Below are 17,746 nucleotides of genomic sequence, written 5' to 3' on the forward strand. Positions count from 1 at the left end.
CTGAGGTTTTTGCATTTTTCACCCCGATCTCTGGATTTTAGGCTCAACTCAAGAACTGCAGGAGTTTGGCTATGGTCCAGCACAGCGACATTCAACGAAACGGTCCGCTTTCGGGCATTCGCGTTATTGACCTGACCGCCGTCGTCTCGGGGCCTATGTGCACCATGATACTGGCCGATCAGGGCGCGGATGTCATAAAGATCGAACGCGCAGATGGCGATTTCACCCGTCATGTAGCGACGCGCCGGGGCGGGCATTCTGCGTCATACCTCAACAACAACCGAAACAAGCGGTCTGTTGTGGCGGATCTTAAGAACCCCGACGACATCGAGATGATCAAAGCGCTTGTGGCAGAGGCCGATGTCTTCATCCAGAATTTTCGACCAGGTGTCGTCGACCGCCTGGGCCTGAGCTACGACGTTCTGAGCGCGCTAAACCCCCGGCTGGTCTATATGTCGATTTCCGGGTTCGGGTTCGACGGTCCGCTTGCCAACAAACCGGTCTATGACCCGCTGATTCAGGCATTGTCGGCACTGACCACGGTTCAGGCCGGCTCGGACCAGGAGCGCCCGCGTCTGGTGCGCACGATCCTGCCCGACAAGCTGACGGCCGTTCAGGCCAGCCAGGCCGTGACCGCCGCCCTGCTCGCACGTGAACGCTCGGGCAAGGGGCAAAAGGTCACGTTGTCGATGCTGGACACGGTTACAGCCTTCCTGTGGGCCTCGGATATGAACGGCCACACCTTCGTCGGCGACGAGATGGAAAAAGAGGAAAGCCAATCCTTCCACGATCTGATCTACGAGGTCAAAGGCGGGTATCTCAGCATCTCGATCATGCAGAACAAACATTGGGAGGCGCTGGCCCACGCGACGAGCCGTCCCGACATACTGGATGATGAGCGATTCAAGACAACTGAGCTGCGCGATATCAACCGCGATGCGCGCCTCGAATTAACCCAGGAAATTGTACGCGAGGTCGACCGCGATACGCTGCTGGCAGCATTGGAAGACGCAGGCGTGCCCTGCGCCCCGGTTCTGACCCGCCGCGAAATGCGCCAGCATCCCCAGCTTCAAGCCAACGGCACCTGCGTCGAATACGATCACCCGACGGCGGGCCGTTTGCGGCAGGCGCGGTCGGCGGCAGTCTTTCATGGAACTCCGGCAACCGATCTGCGCCCTGCCCCGGAACTGGGCGAGCATAGCGACGACATACGTGCCAGCTTGCGGGCGGGCAATTTGGCGGATGCATCATGATTGATTTCTATTACGCCCCTACGCCGAACGGCTGGAAAGTGGCGATTATGCTGGCGGAAACGGGACTGGATCATCGCACTATCCTGATGAACCTGCGCGCCGGCGATCAGTTCACGCCCGAGTTCCGCGCCATCAGCCCAAACGCCAGAATGCCCGCTATCAAGGATCATGACGCCGAGGGCGGCCCTTTGACCGTGTTCGAAAGCGGCGCAATCCTGTCATACTTGGCCGACCGCAGCGGGCAGTTCGGACCACAGACCGCCAGAGAACGCGTCGCGTTCAACGAATGGTTATTCTGGCAGGCTGCAAATCAGGGTCCCATGGGCGGACAGCTAAGCCATTTCGTGAACTACGCGCCGGAAGATCAGCCCTATTCGCTGAACCGCTACAAAGGCGAATTTGAACGAACCCTTGCGGTGATGGAGAACTGGCTGGACGGGCGCGACTATATGTTCGGGCGCTACACGATCGTAGACATGATGTGCTTTCCCTGGGCGTTCATCGCAAAACCCCTGAGCGTTTCGCTGGAGGCTTTCCCGAACGTAGCGGCCTGGCGGCAACGCATCAAAACACGTCCCGCTGTGCGCGATGCAATCAATCTGCACAAGGATGCCCAATTCTCTGGCAAGACCTCTGCTGAACAGAACTCAACCCTGTTCAACCAGTCAGCTGACCATCTGATGTCCGCCCCAGAACCATCCCGATAACAAAACCAACCACCAGCAAGGAGAACCCAATGCCAAAGATCGAAGGAAGCTGCCTGTGCGGACAGGTCACCTATAGTTCAAGCGCCGATGAACCTGCCATGATGGTTGTCTGCCATTGCCCCGACTGCCAGCGTCAAAGTGGATCGGCCTATTCCACCAATGTTCTGGTGCCGACGGCCTCGATCGCGTTTGAGGGCGGTAGCCGCAAGCAATTTGTCGTCAACGGTGCGTCTGGGCAACCGGTAACGCGCAATTTCTGCGGCAATTGCGGATCGCCGTTATCGACGGAAATGCCCGCCTTCGGCAATCTCGCAGCCGTCAAGGCCGGTACGTTGAATGACAGCTCATGGGTGAAGCCGACAATCCAGATCTGGTGCGATTCTGCACAGCCGTGGGGGCCGGTCACCGACGATATGGATACGGCACCCGCAAACCCGGGCTAAGCAGCCGGTTTGACACTCTTACCCGGGCCTGATCTGATCAGGCCCGGGTTACACGCGCTCAATTGCAGGACACGTTCCAATGAAAGTAGCCGCTGTTCAGGCCGCTCCGGTTTTTCTCGATCCCCAGGCCAGTACGGACAAGCTGATCGCTTTGCTGCGGGACGCCGCAGCACATGGGGCAGAGTTGGTTGTCTTCCCCGAGGTCTTCATTTCGGGCTACCCCGTCTGGCTGCGGGCAAAAGCCGTGGCGCATAATGATGAGTTGTTAAAGATCGGCCATGTGGCCTATTTGAAATCAGCCATCACGACGGACGGGCCGGAAATTGCGGCAATCTGCGCAGAAGCCTCTGCGCTGGGTGTGGCGGTCATGACCGGTATCGTCGAGCGGTCAGGGTCCGGCGGTTCGGTCTATGCAACGTTGGTGACAATCCATCCCGACAAGGGGGTTGTGAATGTTCATCGCAAACTCAAGCCGACCTTCCATGAACGCCTATTGTGGGCGGACGGCGATGGTCATGGTCTGGCGGTCCAGGACTGGAAAGGTGTCAGGGTCGGCGGTTTGAACTGCTACGAAAACTGGCAACCCCTGGCTCGCCAATCGCTGTACCAGCAGGGTGAGCAACTGCATGTTGCGACATGGCCCGGAGATCTGGACGTCACAGATCACATAACCCAGTTCATAGCGATGGAGGGCCGTATCTATGTCGTCTCTGTCTCGGGCCTTCTGCGAAGCAGCGATATTCCCGACAGCTTTGCCCTGCGGAAATACGTGACGGATGGTCGTGACATCATCAACGACGGGGGTAGCATGATTGCCGCGCCCGGCGGCCAATTGATCGCAGGTCCGGTCGTAGGAGAAGAAAAAACGCTTTATGCAGATGTCGAGGTCGACAAAGTCGTTGCGGCGCACATGAAACTGGACCCGGCCGGACATTACAGCAGACGCGACATCCTCAGCCTCGATCACAACAAGCAGCGATTGGACTGAAGGACACTGTTGCATTAATCGCCAACATTGGTGGCAATCTGGGGCTTGAGGTTAAATATGCCGCTTAGATCCCCGTTAAGACACCACGGCGTTTCGCGCGACATCATTCTTTGCGCAGTACGCTGGCATCTGCAGGTTCCGCTTTCCTTATCGGCATGTCGTCGATCTGCTGGCTGAACGCGGCATCGAAGTTGATCGGTCGGCTTTGTTTCGACGGGTTCAGAAGTTCAGTGCCGAGTTTACCAGGCGCGCTGGGTCTTGTCGCAAATATCTTTGAGAGTTGTGTAGACGAAACTGGAAAGGCGATTATCCCGCCAGCTGTATAAACTGCTGAAACGGGCAGATTCCGGGCGTGAATTGTCCTTTGCGGATCGAGCTGGTCCTCTTTGCTATGTTCTTTTACCTTTGATGCGGCGTGTCGTACGGTGACTTTGAGAGGTCATGTCCGAGCGTGGCGTTGCGATAGATCGCACGACACTTAACTGTTGGGTGACAAAATACGCTGGTGCAATTGAACGGATTCATCTGGCTGGTCCAATTTGATTGTTAGTGCATCATCGGTCTTTGATCCGTCGGGATGATGGTTTCGGGCACTGGCGGGCGATAGCCCAGAGCACTGTGGGGGCGTTTGTGTCATAGTGTTTTCTCCATTGTTCGATCAGAATTTGAGCCTCTCGCAAGATGCAGAAGATCTCGCCGTTGAGCAGCTCATCCCTCATTCTCCCGATGAAGCTTTCGCAATATCCGTTCTCTCATGGGCTGCTAGGTTCGATGTAAGTCGTCTTGGCGCCGACGGCAGCAATCCAGTCTCTGACAGCCTGGGCGACAAATTCCGGCCCATTGTCAGAACGTATGAAACTGGGCGCGCCGGGAAGTATGAACAGGCCCGTCAGAACGTCGATTACATCGGTCGACGTTCAGTTTCCGCTCGACCCTGATTGCCAAGCATTCCCGACTCTACTCATCAAGGATGTTCAGCGTCCGGAGGGCTTCGCCATCATCGGTTCGACTATGAAAAAAGTCATACGACCAAACATGGTTGCGATACTCTGGCCGTAGCCGAACGCATAAGCCGTCATTAAGTATCCACGGCCAGGTGACTGGACATCTGTGGTTATCGACGCTGGACGATCCTAGATCGTTGAGAGTGAGCAGCTTGGTGATGCTGGAAAATTGAGTTTCTGGCGCGTGCAGCCATCATTTCCGAGCCAGCTTCTTGGCGCGCGCGCGCTCCAAGAAGCTGTCGTGCGATAAGATTCATTCGTCCGATAGGACCAATAGGGTTGTCAGAAGTTTGGCCGAAGTCACTCCAGTCGCAGGATTTGGCTGGCCGGGACGCATGGACACGCTTGCTATAGCGCTGTTTCTGCTAACTTAGACACCGTTGTTGATCGTCAAATAAATCCCAAGACAACTATTTTTGTTATCGGCACACACGTTGTTCCGCTTATGGACAGGATCCTTAACCAATAGATGGCGGTTGCTGTGAGTGCGACTGCGGACAGGAAGACTTTGGGCCAGCGATCATATGTAGTGGTTCAGATGTGATCAGGCAGTTGGCTGTTGTTTTTCGCCGCCCTCAGACGATCTAAGTGCAAGCGTTTTGCCACCGCGACTTCTTCGTCTGTCATACTTGACCGGTTCAATTCCAGAAAGTAGTCCGCGCTTCCGTTTGGTTGGACATTTTGGTCTTCGATTGCAACCAAGTTATCCGATCTCACATTTAATATGGAAAGTGCCTTGGCAAGAGGCTCTAAGCGGTCATTTAGCTCGGTCACATCGATGGATACGATGTCGGCGCGGGACGAGACGGACTCCTTTACTCGGTCAACCACTACGTCGAGGTCAGCTCCCTTTTGCAGGGAAGCGCTGTATTCAGAAAGATCTTCGAGGATTCGGATTGAGCGAAGGTTCTGCCAATATGTACTTCGGATCCAATCAGCAGCATTTCTGGTCGTATATAGCAGCGTGATATGAATTTGGTCTTCTGTGAGCCGGTGGATTTCGTCCAACAAGACCTCTGCAAGGACGTGGGTATGAGCATAAGACCACACGCCTTTGCGCCCTGGAATCAAGCCAGCGAACTCTTCATTGCTGATTAGCAGTGGTTTTTCAGTTTGACCCACATATGGCTCAAGTGAGTTCCGAAACTTCTTTCTGAAATTAAGAAGAGTTCGGTCTTTAGGAGCTATCGCGTACCGTCTTGCAGAAAAACCAGCATCCTGAACATCCCGAGGTAGAAGCACGTTCACGCGATCTCTTAAGATGCGCCGGTTCTTGGACAGCGTCCTTTGGAATGTTGTTGTCCCTGTTTTGTGAAAACCCTGATGGATCACGACTTTCATAACGCCACTTCCAACTTTCTTGGCCCAGCTCGCAATGATCGGCCCTAACCCTAGACTTCAGACAAACTGAAACTCACCACTCGTAAAATCTGAAACATCTGCGTTCAGAATCTCCAGCAAATCATCGCTACCATAAGTTATTTTCACATCAATCCGCGTCAGGCTGCGTCATTTGTCAACATGACCTAGACAGGTGTGCCCTAAGCCCCAAAGAGGTTCTGGTTGATAGCGCGGTTCAGCTCTGTGTCTTCTGCGATCAACGCGGCGATAGCCTCGCGCGCCAGTACACGTTTGCGGTAGGCTTCGAGGTGAGGGTACGCCGTATGATTAACATCGGCGTAACTGGATAGGACGAAAAACCATCCCAGATAAGCGTCAGCGGCAGAAAACCTATCCCCCAGAAGAAAATCGCGATCTTTCAGATGAGTATCGAGAAGCTGGAAACGAGACGGCACCAGTCCGCGCACCCGCTCCTTCACCTCGTCCGTGGCCTCCTGATAGAACACAACGCGAAACAACCCCTTGTGTAGTTCGGTCGCGCAAAATGCCAGCCACCGCAGCATCTGAAAATATGCTGCATCAGACGGATCGATCCGAAAAAGCTCAGCAGTGGACTGTGATTGAATCCAGGCAATAACGGCTGAGGTTTCGGTCAGCTTTGTTCCATCACCCAAATCCAGAACCGCGACCTGACCCAGCGGGTTGATATCATAAAGCGATCCCCCGTCTTCCGTCTTTCGGGTCGCCAGGTTCACAAGCGTAACATCCAAATCCACACATGCCTCAGCCGCCGCAAACCGGGCGGCCAATGAGCATGTGAGCGGTGCGTGATACAAAGTCGCCATCCGAGGCTCCTTCTCATTGACGGCGCGCCTCAGCGCGGATTTCGTGCGGCGGCCCTCAGTCCGAGCGTAGACCAAGTTTGGACAACAGTCGGTCGCGTTTCATCAACCACCAGCCCGCCTCAACCGGCCAGCGTGCGTGCCCGGTGTCTCCCTCAAGCTGTGCGGCGCTGTGCAGCGGCCAGTTGGGATCGTCCAGCAGCTCTCGGGCAAGGGCGATCATGTCTGCGTCGCCCTGTTCAATCGCCGCGTTGCATATCTTTGGATCCCAAAGAAAGCCAACCGCCATGGTGGGGATTTCTACCTGCGTCCTGACTTGCGCAGCAAACGGTACCTGAAAGCCCTGCGCGATGGTCATCCGCTGCGGTCTGTCCTTGCCCGCGATCCCGCCCGAGCTGCAATCGATCAGATCGACGCCCGCTGACTTGAGTGCCCTTGCAATCTCGACCGTGTCTTCGACGGTCAGACCAGCTTCTAGCCAATCCGTCGCAGACAGACGAAACGCCAGCGGCAGCTCATCGGGCCAGTTCCGGCGAATGGCGCGCGCGACCTCGACTGCGAACCGCATCCGGTTCTCCGCGCTCCCACCCCATTTATCGCCCCTCTGATTGGTAATCGGCGACAGAAACTGATGCACAAGAAAACCATGTGCGGCATAGACCTCGATCATTTTGAACCCGGCCAGCCTGGCCCGCCGAGCGGCAGCCCCGAAGGCCGCGATGACGGTTTCGATATCGTTTTCCGTCATAGCACGCGGTGTCGGCCAACCGTCTGCATAGGGCAAGGCTGATGGTGCGATGGCTGGCCACGCGTCTTCCTTGCGCTCGGACGCGTCCGCCTCGTCCAGCGGCGTCTCGCCATGCCAGGGCCGCCGCTCGGATGCTTTGCGCCCGGCATGGCTGAGTTGGATACCCGGCACCGCCCCCTCGCGCGCTATGAAATCGCTGACACGTCGTAGCGGGTCAATCTGGCTGTCGTCCCAAAGACCCAGATCCCCGGGCGTGCGGCGCCCGTCGCGGGTGACCGCCGTGGCCTCAGCATAGACCAGTGCCGCGCCGCCGATGGCAAACCGCCCCAGATGCACAAGATGCCAGTCATTGGCCCGTCCTTCGTCAGCGCGATACTGGCTCATCGGTGAGACGGCGATGCGATTTTTGAAGGTCACGCCGCGAAGGCGAAAACTGCTGAAAAGTGCGGGCATACTTGTCTCTCAAACCTGTTTTTTTGTTCTGCGGGCCGTCTAGCCCCCGGTCAGGCTCTGAGTTTGCCCATACGTCCTGTCCCGCAGCATCGCACTGGACACAGATAGCAGATGCGATTGCATAACCTCTGCCGCTGCCTGGCTGTCGCGCGATGCGATGCTGCTGAACAACTGTTCGTGCTGTTCGCCCAAACGCAACAAGGTCGACGACGAATAGTGCGTTTCCCGCTGGCGGGTCCATTCCGATTGCTTGCGCACCGCGCGGATCGAGTCATACACGGTCAGAAACAGGGGATTGTGGGCCAGTTCGGCAATCTTGTAGTGAAAGACATCATCCGCCACCCCATAGGCCTGCGTATCTGCGGCATCCAGAGTGGCCCGTGTAAGCTGTTCTAGCGTTCGCAACTCCTTCGCCGTGGCACGTTGCGCTGCCAAGGCCGCCAATGCGGGTTCGATTTCCAGCCGCACCTCCATAACATCGCGGGGCATTACCTTGGCCGCAACCGCGCGGAACGGGCTTGCATTAACGGCGGGTGGAGGTGACACGAAGGTCCCCTGTCCGTGCCTGCGAAACACGGTGCCGTCTTCTTCTAGCTGATCCAGAATGCGGCGCATCCGGGCGCGGGTCACTGCCAGCGCCTCTGCCAAGGCGCGCTCGGGCAGCAATTTGCCATTCTTCACGAATTCGCCGCTCTCGATTCCGGTGTGCAAGGCGGCGGTCAGCTCGGTATCAGTTGGACAATTCCCCAAGGTCAGAACGCTCCGATCAGATCGTAAAACATGCGCAACGACGTAAGCATCAGGAACGCGCCAAAAGCAAGTCGCAAGGCACGCTGCGAAATCGTGTGTGCGATGCGGACGCCTATGTGGGCACAACTGGTCGTCAGCGGAATGATCAACGCCGCTGCGATCAAGTTGACATAGCCGATGGAAAAGGGTGGCAAACCGGTCTGCCCCAGCCCCGTGGCCGCATAGATCAGCGCCCCGGGCAGGCCGATCACGAACCCGATGGCCGCCGATGTGCCGACCGCGCGGCGAATGTCATAGCCCAGAAAGTTCAGAACCGGCACGCAGACCGTGCCGCCGCCGATGCCCATCATCGCCGAAATCGCGCCTGCGAATACGCCGGTCGCGGCCCAGACGCGCGGTGAAAAACTGCGCGGCGGGCCATCATTGCCCGGTTTGCGAAAGATCATGTCCAGCGATACCGCCGCAGCCACGGTCGCAAACACGGCGACCAGAATATAGCCGCTGACCAGCCCGCCCAGCAGCCCGCCGATGATCACGCCGATCAGGATGGCCGGCGCCCAGCGTTTCAGCAGCGCCATATCCAGTGCCCCACGCTTGTAATGCCCCCAACTGGACGACAGCGCGGTGAACACAATCGTCGCCAGAGATGTCCCGACCGCCACCTGCATGGTCAGCGCCGGATCGCTGCCGGTCAGCGACAGGGCGAAATACAGCGCTGGGACGATGACGATCCCACCGCCAACCCCCAGCAGACCGGCCAGAATACCGCCAAACACGCCGGCGGCACCGGCGATGGCGATCAGCGCCGCAAGGGTCGAGAGGTCAATACCGCCCATACATCACGCAGGGTCGCTGGCGAACGAGCGGCTCACCCGCCCCTCGGCCTGGCGTTTGGCATCCGCGAGCGCGATCGCATCTTCCAGCGCCGCCCGGTCGGGATTGCCCGAGAAGTTCTGCTCGCTCGGCATAGCTTCGGCGAAATGCAGGTAACGCTCGCTGGCCACGTCATAAAGCCGTCGCAGTTCGGACAGCGGGTCGGCGTGGTCGTCACTGCGCATGTCCAGCCAGGCATGAGACTGGCCACGGTGAATGACCAGTCCGGCGGCCTGTTTGCCGCGCTTGTCGCCGCCTTCGCGCTCGCCCGCCTCCATCGCAGCCATAAGGCGTTCCGGGAATGGCAGCGCGGTTTCCGATGCATATGTCTCAAACGTTGCGTCGACGACGTCCGGCCCGGCCAGCATGTTACCCGCAACCGCATGCGCCGCACCGATCCGGTGTCCGGCCCAGTCGACGCAATCCGCCCCGGTATAGGCGGCGAAATTGCCCTGCGCATCCATCAGATGCGCCTGCCGTGCATCGCGCCCTGCATCGCGGGCCACCAGATTGTCCAGAACGGATTGCGCGGCTTCGCCCGCTTCCAACCGCCTGAGCCCTTCGGTCCCCCAGACCGGGTTCGAAAACGCTTGTGAGGCAATCGCACTGCGCGCGCCGACGCAGGGCACCCGCGCGCCGCAGGCAAAGAACCGGCTGGCCACGATCAGACCGATGGCTCCGGTCTCAGGGTCTTTCGCGATCAGAGAGTATGTCATGTCACCGTCCTACTGCATAGGCCTGCATCAGGCGCGGCGTGGCCGCCGCGCGCAGGGTTCCGTCCTGTTCCCGAAGGGCAGCCGTGAGACGGCCAACCGTCCACGGTTCAGCCACGGTAACCTTGTGGCCTCGCGCGCGCAGATCCTCGATCACAGGCGCGCCAAAGGTTTCCTCGATCATCATTTCACCCGGTTGCGCCGCCCGGGGATAGAACGAGCCCTGAAAATGCATCGAATGGAACAGCGGCGCATCCATGCATTCCTGAAGCCCCAACCCGAAATGGACAAAGCGCAGGAACCAGATCAGCTGCCACTGATCTTGCTGATCGCCGCCGGGTGTTCCAAAGACCAGCTGCACCCCGTTCTTTTCCGCCAAACTGGGCGTCAGCGTGGTGCGTGGTCTGTGCCCCGGCGCAAGCGAGGTCGGCAGGCCCGGTTCCAGCCAGAACATCTGCGCCCGGCTGTTGAGCGGAAATCCCAGTCCTGGAACGACCGGAGAGCTTTGCAGCCAACCACCCGAGGGCGTCGCCGCGACCATATTGCCCCAGCGATCAATCACGTCGAGATGCACGGTATCGCCGCGTTTCTCGGTCAGGTGAGACATGGTTGGCTCACCCGCGCTGGCCCCGGTGTTGGCCGAGAAATCACGCGCGGCGCGGGCGACATAGGCATCGGCCAGATGTTCGAACCCCGGCACCCGACCCGGGCGTTGCTCTTGCGAGGCGTCCGTGCTGATCATGGCGCGGCGCTCGGTGGCGTAGGCGTCGCTGAGCAGGTAGTCCATCGGGATCTCGCTATGGTCGGGATCGCCGTAATAAGCCTCACGGTCAGCATAGGCGAGCTTCATCGCTTCGATGACCGTGTGCACGAACTCGGCCCCGTTCGGGTCCATCGAACCAAGTTCGATCCCCTTTAGAATGGCCAGCGTCTGCAGCAGCACCGGACCCTGGCTCCAGGCCTGCGTCTTGTGGACGGTCCAGCCGTGATAGTCATAGGTCAGCGTATCTTCATACGCGGCCTGCCAGTTTTCCATGTCCGCGCGCGCCATGACGCCTGAATTGCGCTGTCCCGAAACGTCCATGACCTTTGCATCCGCGAGATAGTCAAAGATGCGATCCGCCACAAAACCTTGCCGCCAGGCGCGGCGGGCAGCATCGATTTGCTCAATGCGGTCGTCATGCGCGGCTTCGGCATCCGCAACCAGACGTTCATAGGTCGCGGCCAGAGCGGGGTTGGCGAAATTGCTGTGTGGTTCGGGCGCTTGTCCGTCGGGCATCCATGTTTCCGCCGAGCTGGGCCATTCATCTTCGAAGAAGTCGGACAGGCCGCCGATGGTATGCGCGACGCGCGGCAGCACAGGGTGGCCGTCACGGGCATAATCAATAGCAGGTTGCATGACATCGCGCAGCGGCAGCTGCCCATGATCGCGCAGCATCAGCATCCAGCCGTCAAACGCGCCGGGCACCACTGTGGCCAGCAGGCCCGATCCGGGGATCAGGTTCAGACCCAGCCCGGTGTAATGCTCAATGGTGGCGGCGGCGGGGGCGGGACCCTGGGCGCATAGCACCTGTGTTTTGCCGGTCTTGGCCGAGTGGAAAATGGCTGGCATGTCGCCTGCGGGGCCGTTCAGATGCGGCTCAACCACTTGCAGGGTCATCGCTGTCGCGACGGCGGCGTCAAAGGCGTTGCCGCCCTTTTCCAAAATACCGAACCCCACGGCCGAGGCGATCCAGTGCGTCGAAGTGACGACGCCGAAAGTGCCTCGGATCTCGGGGCGGGTGGTGAATTCAGTCATTTCTGGTCTCCGAAATCAATGTTCGCGCGGGTCCAGCGCATCGCGCAGCCCGTCGCCCAATAGGTTGAACCCCAGCACCACGAGGAAGATCGCGATGCCCGGCCACATGGCCATCCACGGGGCTTGGTTGAGGAAGTTTTTGGCGGTGTTCAGCATCGATCCCCAGCTTGGCGCGGGCGGTTGCTGGCCAAGGCCGAGGAAGGACAGCGACGCCTCGGCTATGATGGCGGTCGCGATGGTCAGCGTCGCCTGCACGAGCACCGGCGGCAGCACGTTTGGGAACACGTACCGCGTCAGGATTTTGGGGGTCGGCAGGCCGATGGCGCGGGCCGAGGTCACGTAGTCTTCGGCCTTGACTGACAGGACCTGACCGCGTGTCAGGCGGATGAAGATTGGTGTCGCCGACAGGCCGATGGCGATCATGGCATTGGTCAGCGACGGGCCAAGAAACGCGGCCAGCGCGATGGCGAGGATCAGGAACGGCGCGGCCAGCAGCGCCTCGGTACAGCGCGAGATGATGGCGTCGATCCAGCCGCCGAAATAGCCTGCGATGATGCCCAGCGGCACACCCAGCAAGACAGCGATCCCGACCGAGACGACGCCCGCCAGCAACGACGCCTGCGCCCCCCAGATCATGCGCGACAGCACATCCCGTCCGATCTCATCCGTGCCAAACGGATGCGCAGCGGTGGGCGCTTTGCGCACTGCGCCCCAATCGGTGGCAGCCGGATCGGGCACAGGTAGGATCGGGGCCAGAAGGGCGATCAGCACGAAGAACGTGACCAGCACGCCACCCAGCATGGCGCTTTTGTGGGTGCGGAATTTCTTCCAGACCCGGTTTTCGGGACGGCGCGCGAGGATGGGATCAGCTAGGGCCATGTCAGGCGGTCCTCAGACGGGGGTTCAGCAGCACATAGGCCACGTCAGCCAGCAGGTTCATGAATATGAAACCCACGGCAGTGACCAGCACGATGCCCTGCACCACGGCGTAATCGCGGTTGAACACGGCGTCGACGACCATCTTGCCGAAGCCGGGGATGGTGAAGATTTGCTCGGTCAGGACCGCGCCCGCGATCAGTTCACCGAACAGCAGCGCGGTCAGCGTGACAATCGGTGTCAGCGCGTTGCGGAAGGCGTGTTTCAGGACCACGCGACGTTCATGCAGACCTTTGGCGCGGGCCGTGCGCACATAGTCGGATTTCAATACGCCCAGCATAGCTGACCGCGTATGCCGCATCAGTGTTGCGGCCAGTGCGGTGCCCAGCACAAAGGCTGGCATCAGCATGGTGGTGATGGATTTCACCGGGTCCTCGGACAAGGGCACATAGCCCGAGGCGGGCAACAGGTCGAGTTTCACCGATACCAGCAGGATCAGCATGATCCCCAACCAGAAATTCGGAATCGACAGCCCGGACAGGGCCACGATGTTAGCTACATAATCCGTGATCGTGCCTTTCTTGACCGCCGACAAAATCCCGGCGGGTATCCCGATCACCAGCGCAAACAGGATCGCCATGATCGCAAGCTGGATCGTCACTGGCAGCTTTTCCGCAATTAGCTCAGTCACTGGCTGGTTGGTCCGCAGCGAAATTCCCAGATCGCCCTGCAGCGCATTGCCGACCCATGTCAGATATTGCACCGGGATCGGATCGTTCAGACGGTATTTTTCGCGCAGGAATTCCAGTACTTCGGGGTCGCGCTCTTCACCCGCCATGGCAAGGACCGGGTCGCCGGGCAGCAGCTTTTGCAGGCTGAACACGAAGATCGAGATCAGCAGGATCGTCGGGATCGCAATCAGAATGCGGCGCAGGATGAAAGACAGCATGGGATCAGGGCTTTCGGTCAAGGGTACCCGCCCGGCTGGAGGACCGGGCGGGGGGTGAGTGGCTTATTTCTCCAGCGTCACGCCTTCCAGACGGATCATACCGTCCGGGTAAGGGGTGAAGCCTTTGAGGCCATCATCAAGCGCCCAGATCCATGTCTGGTGATAGAGGTATACGATGGGCATATCCTGCGCGAGGATATCGCGTGCGTTGTCGTATTCCACTTTTCGTGCGTCGAAATCGGTCGAGGCGCGGGCGTTGTTCAGCATCTCATCCACTTTCGGATCGGAGTAGTGGCTGTCATTGATGCCGCCGCCGGTTGTCATGAACTGGTGGATATTGCCATCGGGGTCCACACGGCCCGACCATCCGATCTGGCTGGCCTGATAGTCACCGGCGCTTTGGTCGGCCAGCAGAGTGGCGAATTCCTTGGACGTGATCTCGATATTGATCCCGGCCTCGGCTGCCATGGCCTGAACCACTTGCATCAGCTGCAGCGGAACGGTGGTGTTTGGCACCTGAACCTCCAGGTCGATCCCGTCCGGGAAGCCTGCCTCGGCCAGCAGAGCCTTGGCCTTGTCTACATCGCGCGCAGGCACCGGGTGATCGGTATCATACCACGGAGAGGTCGGCGGGAAGGGCTGGTTACCCGGGGCGAAGGCGCCCTCAAAGACGACCTGATTGATCGCATCACGGTCCAGCGCATAGCTCAGCGCCTGACGCAGACGTTTGTCATTGCCCCAGGGGTTGTCGCCCTTGTCGCCATTGTTCACGTTGATGGTAATGCCCTGATATCCCAGCGAAACAGCGCTTTCGACATTGATGCCACTGTCATCGTTGGCTTGCCCCAGATCGGTCGCAGCCAGACGTTCCAGCATGTCGATATCGCCCGATTGCAGGTTCGCCAGACGCACGGTGGTGTCGGGGATCGGCAGGAAGGTGACGCTGTCGAAATGAATCTCATCCGCGTTCCAGTAATCCGGGAACCGCTCCAGCGCGATCCGGTCCTGCGCCACACGTTCCTTGAACTTGAACGGGCCAGAGCAGACCGGGTTAAGCCCGAAATCCGCACCTGCTGCCTTGGCCGCAGTCGGCGAAACCATCATGCCCGAGCGGTCGGCAAACTGTGCCAGCAGCGTCGCATCGGGAGCCGCCATGTTGAAGCGGACGGTGTAGTCATCCACCACATCGACGCCCACGACCGATTTCAGCTCGGACTTGCGGCGCGATTCCTCAAGGTTCTGCGAGCGGTCGATATTGTCCGCCACCGCCTGCGCGTTGAACGGCGTGCCGTCATGGAACACCACGCCTTCGCGCAGGGTCATGGTCAGGGATTTGCCGTCCTCGCTCCATTCCCAGCCGGTGGCCAGTTGCGGGATCAGCTCCAGATCGGGCGTGATGTCGACCAGCTTGTCACACATGGACGCGTAAACGATCCGGCCCACAAAGGTGCGCGATTGATCTGGGTCCAGCACGTCGGCATCTGATTGCAATGCGATACGCAGGTCGGCGGCCTGCGCCGAAAGGGCCGTGGCACCCAGTAGGCCGGCCAGTAGGCCGGTTTTCAAGACATTCATAATATATCCTCTCTGTTATCGGCAGAAGCCGGGGGAGTTTGGACGGCAGCGCGGTAGAGCGCGAACCGCTCTTCTGCTCCGGCGCTGCGGCGTCGGGGCGGGGCCGGTTTTCCGGCCTCTGGTATGGTTTTCCAATGGTGGCAGGCGACGTGATGGTCGGCATCTGCCGCATCAAGAACCGGCGCAGTTGTCCGGCAATTGTCCTGCGCGAACGGGCAGCGGGTATGGAACCGGCATCCTGCAGGCGGGGCCGACGGGCTCGGCGTCTCACCCAACAGCGCCATGTGATCTCTTTCACGGTCAGGTTCGGGCTCAGGGATCGCCGACAACAATGCATGTGTATACGGGTGGCGTGGCTGTTCGAACACCTGCTCGGCCGGGCCGGTTTCGACCACCTGACCCAGATACATCACGGCGATCCGGTCGCTCATATGACGAATGACGGCCAGATCATGGGCAATGATGACCAGTGTCAGGTCAAGGTCCTGCTTTAGGTCGTTCAGCAGATTGACAACTTGCGCCTGCACCGACACATCCAGCGCCGAGACGGGCTCATCCCCGATCAGCAACCGCGGACCCGAGGCCAGCGCGCGGGCGATGCCGATGCGCTGCCGTTGACCGCCCGAGAACTCGTGCGGGTAGCGGTTGGCGTGGTCTGGCAGCAGCCCGACCTGCGCCAGCAGATCCGCAACCTTCTGACGGCGCGCAGTTTCATCCAACTCCGGAGCATGCACCTCAAGCGGTTCGCCCACCAGTTTGCCCACGGTCATACGCGGATTCAGCGACGAGAACGGATCCTGAAACACAAACTGCATCTGTTGACGCAGAGGAGCCATGTCCCGGCGAGGCAGGTCCTGCACTTCTTGCCCGTCGAACAGGACCTGACCGGATGTCGGACGATCCAGCCGCATCAAGAGGCGTGCAAGGGTCGATTTCCCACAACCGGATTCTCCGACTATGGCAAAGGTTTCCCCCTTGCCGACCGAGATTGAAACCCCATCAACCGCGCGTACCTTGGTTTTGCGTTCAAACAACCCGGTGCCCAGCGTGAAATGACGTGTGAGGTTTCGCGCCTCAAGGATTACATCGCGCATCGGACCCCCTTGAGCTGTTCCAGTGGGGCATAATGGCAGGCGGCAGCATGCCCCTGCCCCAGCGCGGACAAAACCGGGCGTTCGGCACAATCGGGCGTGGCAAAGGGACAGCGTGTGCGAAACCGGCACCCTGTCGGCATATCGGCCAACGACGGCACGGTTCCGGGCACCGTGATCAGCCGATCCCGCACCCCGCTCATCCGTGGGACCGAGCTCATAAGGCCAATGGTGTAGGGGTGTTGCGGATCATCAAACACGGCATTTACGGGGCCGCTTTCGACAATCTGACCACCATACATGACCGCAACATTCGTCGCGATTTCCGCAACCACGCCCAAATCATGGGTAATGAACAGAGCCCCCATTCCCGTCTCGGCCTGAAGCTCGCGGATCAGATCAAGAATTTGCGCCTGAATGGTCACATCCAGCGCCGTTGTCGGCTCATCCGCGATCAAGAGCGAGGGGTTGTTGATCAAGGCCATTGCGATCATGACCCGCTGTCGCATGCCGCCTGACAACTGATGGGGATATTCGCGCAGGCGTTGTTCCGGTGCCGGAATACCAACGCGCCGTAACATGGTCAGGGCGCTTTCGGTGGCCTCGGCCCGGCTGCAATTGCGGTGATGCAGGACTGCTTCGGCAATCTGGTCACCGATGCGAAAAGCAGGATTGAGTGAGGTCATCGGCTCCTGAAAGATCATCGCCATCCGATCGCCCCGCGTTGCGCCATCAAGCTGCTGGTTGCGCAGGTCATATGCCTGGCCATCGAACTCCAACCGCCCCGAGGGGATGTCGATGATGTCGCGCGGCAGCAGCCCCATTAGCGCCAGTGCCGTCACCGATTTTCCGCAGCCGGACTCGCCCACGATGCACAGCGTTTCACCCGCCGAGACCGCAAGGTCCAACCCATCCACCGCCGCAGTGGGCTGACCACGAAACGACAGGCTGAACGCCGACAGCTTCAGAATCGCGGCTTGCGAGCCAGGCACGGCGCTGTTGTTTTGGTCAGGCACAGATCGCAACCTTTATGGTTAACCAATACAAGATTGGTTGCATTTTCGAGAATTACTTGTCAACGCATTGCTGCTGTTTTTGGCATCAAAAGGTTCTGAAGGTGGGCGCAGGGCTTGTGACAGAGTTTTGCATCACACGATTTTTCCGTTAGATCAGTTTTCTGTTCACTTTATGCGCATAGTTTATCACTTTTGATCACTACATTTCCCAGTAAATTTGTTGCTCTATTATCCGTGATAAGTATTCCTTATCGTGTCTATTGAAGGCTGAACGTATTTGGCGCAGAATGGCCCCCATGAAGCCGCCTGCACCCTATCTTCCAGCT

Annotated in this window: 16 protein-coding genes and 1 pseudogene; 4 read left to right on the forward strand and 13 right to left on the reverse strand. The window is 59.2% G+C overall.

Features of this window, described 5'->3' with window-relative positions; all coding sequences use genetic code 11:
- Positions 1–71: 71 nt before the first annotated feature.
- From ACR0J1_RS16020 to ACR0J1_RS16035, 4 genes are all read left to right on the forward strand, one after another.
- Positions 72–1,253, forward strand: a complete 1,182-nt coding sequence (locus tag ACR0J1_RS16020; protein ID WP_480733667.1) for a CaiB/BaiF CoA transferase family protein — start codon at positions 72–74, stop codon at positions 1,251–1,253.
- Positions 1,250–1,960 (forward strand): glutathione S-transferase family protein, encoded by a 711-nt coding sequence (locus ACR0J1_RS16025; protein ID WP_480733666.1) that lies wholly within the window; start codon positions 1,250–1,252, stop codon positions 1,958–1,960. The genes ACR0J1_RS16020 and ACR0J1_RS16025 overlap by 4 nt, the downstream gene beginning before the upstream one ends.
- A 29-nt stretch (positions 1,961–1,989) precedes the next feature.
- A complete protein-coding gene (locus tag ACR0J1_RS16030; protein WP_480733665.1) occupies positions 1,990–2,403 on the forward strand; it encodes a GFA family protein in 414 nt (137 codons plus the stop codon).
- A gap of 79 nt (positions 2,404–2,482) precedes the next feature.
- Entirely contained in the window at positions 2,483–3,391 is a 909-nt protein-coding gene (locus ACR0J1_RS16035; RefSeq protein ID WP_480733664.1) for a carbon-nitrogen hydrolase family protein, read from the forward strand.
- 546 nt (positions 3,392–3,937) lie between these two features.
- Here ACR0J1_RS16035 and ACR0J1_RS16040 read toward each other — a convergent pair.
- The 13 genes and pseudogenes from ACR0J1_RS16040 to ACR0J1_RS16100 all read right to left on the reverse strand — a co-directional run.
- Positions 3,938–4,474 (reverse strand): annotated as a pseudogene (locus ACR0J1_RS16040) (integrase core domain-containing protein); the annotation flags it as partial.
- 455 nt (positions 4,475–4,929) lie between these two features.
- Positions 4,930–5,736, reverse strand: a complete 807-nt coding sequence (locus tag ACR0J1_RS16045; RefSeq protein WP_480733663.1) for a hypothetical protein — start codon at positions 5,734–5,736, stop codon at positions 4,930–4,932.
- A gap of 200 nt (positions 5,737–5,936) precedes the next feature.
- Positions 5,937–6,581 carry a glutathione binding-like protein gene (locus tag ACR0J1_RS16050; RefSeq protein ID WP_480733662.1) on the reverse strand — a complete coding sequence of 215 codons (645 nt, stop codon included), beginning with the start codon at positions 6,579–6,581 and terminating at the stop codon, positions 5,937–5,939.
- Positions 6,582–6,636: 55 nt separating this feature from the next.
- On the reverse strand, positions 6,637–7,779 hold the full coding sequence (locus ACR0J1_RS16055; protein ID WP_480733661.1) for an NADH:flavin oxidoreductase/NADH oxidase: 1,143 nt from the start codon (positions 7,777–7,779) through the stop codon (positions 6,637–6,639).
- Positions 7,780–7,818: 39 nt separating this feature from the next.
- Positions 7,819–8,529, reverse strand: coding sequence for a FadR/GntR family transcriptional regulator (locus ACR0J1_RS16060; protein ID WP_480733660.1), 711 nt, complete (start codon positions 8,527–8,529; stop codon positions 7,819–7,821).
- A 2-nt stretch (positions 8,530–8,531) separates the two neighbouring features.
- Entirely contained in the window at positions 8,532–9,365 is an 834-nt protein-coding gene (locus tag ACR0J1_RS16065; RefSeq protein ID WP_480733659.1) for a sulfite exporter TauE/SafE family protein, read from the reverse strand.
- A gap of 3 nt (positions 9,366–9,368) precedes the next feature.
- The gene (locus ACR0J1_RS16070; RefSeq protein ID WP_480733658.1) at positions 9,369–10,118 is read right to left on the reverse strand and encodes a DUF1028 domain-containing protein; all 750 of its coding nucleotides are present in this window, start codon (positions 10,116–10,118) and stop codon (positions 9,369–9,371) included.
- Position 10,119: 1 nt separating this feature from the next.
- The gene (locus ACR0J1_RS16075) at positions 10,120–11,913 is read right to left on the reverse strand and encodes a gamma-glutamyltransferase family protein (RefSeq protein ID WP_480733657.1); all 1,794 of its coding nucleotides are present in this window, start codon (positions 11,911–11,913) and stop codon (positions 10,120–10,122) included.
- A 15-nt stretch (positions 11,914–11,928) separates the two neighbouring features.
- Positions 11,929–12,792, reverse strand: a complete 864-nt coding sequence (locus tag ACR0J1_RS16080; protein ID WP_480519002.1) for an ABC transporter permease — start codon at positions 12,790–12,792, stop codon at positions 11,929–11,931.
- A gap of 1 nt (position 12,793) precedes the next feature.
- The gene (locus tag ACR0J1_RS16085; protein ID WP_480733656.1) at positions 12,794–13,759 is read right to left on the reverse strand and encodes an ABC transporter permease; all 966 of its coding nucleotides are present in this window, start codon (positions 13,757–13,759) and stop codon (positions 12,794–12,796) included.
- A gap of 42 nt (positions 13,760–13,801) precedes the next feature.
- Positions 13,802–15,313 carry an ABC transporter substrate-binding protein gene (locus ACR0J1_RS16090; protein WP_480733655.1) on the reverse strand — a complete coding sequence of 504 codons (1,512 nt, stop codon included), beginning with the start codon at positions 15,311–15,313 and terminating at the stop codon, positions 13,802–13,804.
- Positions 15,310–16,407, reverse strand: a complete 1,098-nt coding sequence (locus ACR0J1_RS16095) for an ABC transporter ATP-binding protein (protein WP_480733654.1) — start codon at positions 16,405–16,407, stop codon at positions 15,310–15,312. The genes ACR0J1_RS16090 and ACR0J1_RS16095 overlap by 4 nt, the downstream gene beginning before the upstream one ends.
- Positions 16,395–17,420 (reverse strand): ABC transporter ATP-binding protein, encoded by a 1,026-nt coding sequence (locus tag ACR0J1_RS16100; protein ID WP_480733653.1) that lies wholly within the window; start codon positions 17,418–17,420, stop codon positions 16,395–16,397. Before ACR0J1_RS16100 ends, ACR0J1_RS16095 begins: the two co-directional genes overlap by 13 nt.
- Between the last annotated feature and the right edge of the window lie 326 nt (positions 17,421–17,746).

This window comes from Ruegeria sp. CJ3, assembly GCF_056536725.1.